This is a genomic window from Chryseobacterium contaminans, from assembly GCF_001684955.1.
Taxonomy (GTDB): Bacteria; Bacteroidota; Bacteroidia; order Flavobacteriales; family Weeksellaceae; genus Chryseobacterium; species Chryseobacterium contaminans.
Window position 1 is genome coordinate 1 of the sequence record NZ_MAYF01000149.1, and the last position, 4,214, is coordinate 4,214.

Consider the following 4,214-nt stretch of genomic DNA (forward strand, 5'->3'; position numbering starts at 1 on the left):
TCCCCATTTTAAGAATATCAATTTCTTTTCTTTTTCCTTCCACTTTAATTCTGACAGGAATACGCTGTACAATTTTCACATAGTTCCCAGTTGAGTTATCCGGTGGCAATAATGAAAAACTTGAACCTGTTGCCGGTGATAGGGAAATAATGGTTCCCTGAAACTCTCTGTCAGGATAAGAATCGGCAACAATTTTTACCTGGTCTCCGATTTTCATATCCTTGATTTGGGTTTCTTTGTAGTTAGCCACCACCCATTTATCAGTTTCATTATTCACGATGAAGGCAAGGGTTTCTCCGGCATCAATCATCTGCCCTACTTCAACGGTTCTTCGTCCCATTCTGCCATCATATGCTGCAACCACTGCCGTATAGCTCACATCTAATTTATGACGGTCCAATAAAGCTTCCAATCTTGCAATTTCTGCCTGCACCACTGTTTTCTCGGCCTGAATATCATTAATTTTAGATACAGAAGCTGCATAATTATCCTGAGAAGTCTTATAATCACTTTCATTGACATCCAGCGTTGCTTTTACATCTTCAAGCCTCTGTTTAGTGGCAGATTCTTCATCGTAAAGCTTTTTATAACGATTGTAATCCAGCTGTTGCTTCCAGACTTTTGCTTTATTTGCATCTACCTGTGCCTGTGCTGCTGCAGCTTCTTTTTGGGTAGTTCCGGTATTACTTTCCAAAACTTTCAGCTCTGCACGGGCTTTTTGAAGTGCTGCCTGGGTTTGCTTCTGCTGAAGAATATATTCACGGTTATCAATCAATAGCAAAGTATCCCCTTTTTTCACTTCCTGGTTTTCTTCAAATTTTACGGCTACAATGAACCCTCCGGCTCTTGAAATTACCGGGTTTACGTATTCCTGAACCTGAGCATCATTGGTTTGCTCGTATCTGTAATAATTTTTAAGGGTAAAACCGCCCCAGACAGCAAGTGCGGCAACGATTAATACTGAAATCCATCCTGTGATCTTCGTGATCAGTCTGTCGGTTGGGGTATATTTTTTTTTCATTGTATTTTATAAAATGCCTGTGATATTCTGTAATAAATAATAATTGTTCTGTGCCATGATTTTTGCCGCTTCCAATTCAAATTTTGTCTGAAGCAGCTGGATATCGGCATCCAAAAGTTCTGTGATAAGAGAAGTTTGATTGAAATAAGTATTTTTAATGATACGCGCATTCTCCTTAGCCTGGGCTACATTGGTTTCCGCTACTTTTATCTGTTCTAAAGCTTCCTGATATCTTAAATAGGCTTCTTTTACCTGTTGTCTAACCTTATCTTCAGTATCTTTATGAGCTTCTTCTTCTTTTTCAAATTCAAGCTTGGCTGCTTTTACTTTATGGGTATTATGATAAAGAGATGAGATGGAAAATGATGCTTTTAAACCAACAATTCCCAGTGAATACCAATACGGATTATAAGGATAAAGGAAGATCTGTGGATTGGCATAATAAAATTCTCCGTACATCCCTATTTTAGGGCTTACATTAGCTTTTACCTGTTTTAGTTTAAGCTTGCTTAATTCTGTATTCTGCTCGGAAACATGGTAATCAAAGGAGTGCTCCAATGCCAGTTTCAGATATTCTGCATAAGTTGTATTGGCGTCCCATTGATTGGCTGGTGCTTCCGGAATAACGATCTGCTCATCCGGAACACCTAAAATAATATTCAGTTTCTGCATGGCAATCAGAATATCATTTTCAATGGTAACCAAGGTCATTTTACGTTTGGAAAGCTCCAATTCTACTCTTAAAACATCACTTTTTAGAACGACTCCGTTTTTATATAAAGACTTGATTTCTTTAAGCTGTACTTCCTGATCTTTAATATCCTGTTTGATAAGATCTCTGAAGATGAATGTTTTCTGGAGTTCAAGGTAAAGGGTTGCTGTTTTATAGTGAATATCGGAAACTGCCTGATCTTTCTGAATTTCTTTCACCTTCTGCAAAGTCTGGTTTTCTTTAATTTTAAGGTTGAGCTTATTTCCGTTGTAAATATTCAGGTAAAAATCGGCTCCCACTCTGTAAAGGGTGTGGATCACCTCATGCTGGCTAGGTTTGGAAAAAATTCCGTTTTCATAAATGGGAATGTTGGATGCTTTTTCTACTGATCCTTTCACTTGTATTTCCGGAAGTCTTTCTCTTTTGGTGTCTTTTACTTCTGCTTCCGCAATGTCTACACTGATGGTATTCATTTTAATATGACGGCTGTTTTCTTCAGCTCTTTGCCATGCGTCTTTTAGGGAGATTCGGATGGTATCATTTCGTGGACTGCCTGTTTGAGCTGATATAAAGTAGGAAGCTCCTAACACCAGCAGTCCGGTGACATAGATTTTCATTTGAATTTTTCGAATTATTGCAGTGCAAATTTATTGGCAATCCGCAAATTTTATTTACCTAAAATAGTCAAGTTTTACATGATTCCGGCCAAATGATTATATTTGCATTTTCATTATATTTTGATTTTTCTATGGGATTAATTGCAGCGCTTCCGGACATTGATAAACACGAGAAAAGTGTGTTTGTAATGCATGAAAAATCAGAGAAACTGATTCCTTTTCATAAACATACCAAAGGGCAGCTGAGCTATGTAGAAGGTGGTATTGCTTATATTACCATCGATAACCGGACGTATGTAGTACCTGCGAGACATTTCTTCTGGATTCCACAGGGTATGGAGCATATTTTAGAGATTGGTCATACGGCAACTGTTCTTCGTTCGCTGTATTTTTATGCTCATGATGATATTTCAGATCCTTTTTACAGCAGACTGGGAATTTACCCGGCCTCGGAACTTTTGATCCAGATGATTAAATATACGGAGATGTGGGATGAAAAGCATGTTACTGAAAAAGATGAAAACTTTGAATTTCTGGTAGCTTTAAAAAAGATTCTGCCTAAAACCCATAAACAACCTTTACCTATTATTCTTCCCGCCACTCACAATAAGCAGATGATGAAAATAGTTTCTTATCTTGAATGGAATATGGCAGAAAAGCTAACCCTTTCAAATGTAAGTGCCAGATTTGGGTTGAGCGAGCGTTCTATGTCCCGTCTGTTTAAAGCGGATATGGATATTTCTTTTCTCCAATATCTGAAAACATTGAGGATCGTCAAAGCTATTGAACTGCTCTTGAATACGGATAAACCTATTAATGAGATTGCTGATGATGTGGGTTATAGTTCAATTAGTGCCTTTAGTGATACTTTTCATGAGTTTACGCAATCCAGGCCTTCGGATCTTAGGAAAAGCAGTAAGGCTTTTTGATGTTTGAAGTGATGTGGAGAGGTACCACCCCGTCAAAAATTCTTTGAATTTTCCACTTTTAGTTTTTAACGAACTCAGTTCTGCTATTTATTAATTCTCCGTTTTTATACATAAAATAATCAATTCGATTTCCTGACTTCTGCCACCATTCTCCATGAGGCAAACCGTTCTTATAAATTTCGATTTTAATTGGTTTAATCGTTTGTTTATAATCTTTATCTCCTGACAACGATTTTATAACGTCTATGCTTGATGTAGAATAGAAATCTTCATTCCTATAGTATTTCCAAATTCCCTCTTTCATCCCATTTTTAAACACAGCAATTATGCTATAGGGACTATATTCACTCCATGATTCATTAATATTTATAATCTTATAAGTTCCATTTATAGGCGTCTGATTACTTCTTAAAAGTAATTTTTCATTACAATTGGGTTTAATATAAATTGGACCTTCAAAATTGAATGGTTTTCTATTCTTTACTGCTTTAATTACCCTCCCTTCATCAGAAAATGATTCATTATAACGCATACAGTTTCCCCAATACACTTCAGATGAACTCAATTGAGGAATTGAATCTATTTTTCCTTTACTGTTTGGATTTGTTTTACATGAAACAAATAATATTAATAAAAAAATATATTTAAGAAATCTCTTTACCATTTGTTGCGTTTATTTTAATTAAATCTCCTCTTTGAGTAGGCGTTCTTACATCACCAAGCATAATGTCCCACTGATATTTATATAAATAAATTCCAAAATCCAAAGGAATAGGTAGTGGATTACTAGGATCAGGTCCCAATTTTGGATAATCCATTACATTCAATGTTTCATTTTTAATAAAATGGTGCCTATTACTAACACAATAATCCTATTTTAAAAATAATATAGCCTTTAAATATTAAATTTAAAGGCTATATTTAAAAACCATTAA

5 protein-coding genes are annotated in these 4,214 nt (G+C 35.8%); 1 reads left to right on the forward strand and 4 read right to left on the reverse strand.

Annotated elements, in window-relative coordinates:
- Positions 1 to 1,021: HlyD family secretion protein (locus BBH99_RS10105; RefSeq protein ID WP_066695168.1), on the reverse strand; the 1,021-nt coding region annotated here is incomplete at its 3' end.
- 6 nt (positions 1,022 to 1,027) lie between these two features.
- Positions 1,028 to 2,350, reverse strand: a complete 1,323-nt coding sequence (locus tag BBH99_RS10110) for a TolC family protein (RefSeq protein WP_066695172.1) — start codon at positions 2,348 to 2,350, stop codon at positions 1,028 to 1,030.
- Between the two features lie 131 nt (positions 2,351 to 2,481).
- On the opposite strand from BBH99_RS10110, the gene BBH99_RS10115 reads away from it, so the two are divergent.
- The gene (locus tag BBH99_RS10115; RefSeq protein ID WP_066695173.1) at positions 2,482 to 3,279 is read left to right on the forward strand and encodes an AraC family transcriptional regulator; all 798 of its coding nucleotides are present in this window, start codon (positions 2,482 to 2,484) and stop codon (positions 3,277 to 3,279) included.
- Positions 3,280 to 3,337: 58 nt separating this feature from the next.
- Here BBH99_RS10115 and BBH99_RS10120 read toward each other — a convergent pair whose 3' ends face one another.
- Together BBH99_RS10120 and BBH99_RS22385 are read right to left on the reverse strand one after the other, a co-directional pair.
- A complete protein-coding gene (locus BBH99_RS10120; RefSeq protein WP_066695174.1) occupies positions 3,338 to 3,943 on the reverse strand; it encodes a hypothetical protein in 606 nt (201 codons plus the stop codon).
- Complete coding sequence (locus BBH99_RS22385; RefSeq protein WP_165601910.1) at positions 3,924 to 4,097, reverse strand: hypothetical protein; 174 nt, start codon at positions 4,095 to 4,097, stop codon at positions 3,924 to 3,926. The genes BBH99_RS10120 and BBH99_RS22385 overlap by 20 nt, the downstream gene beginning before the upstream one ends.
- Between the last annotated feature and the right edge of the window lie 117 nt (positions 4,098 to 4,214).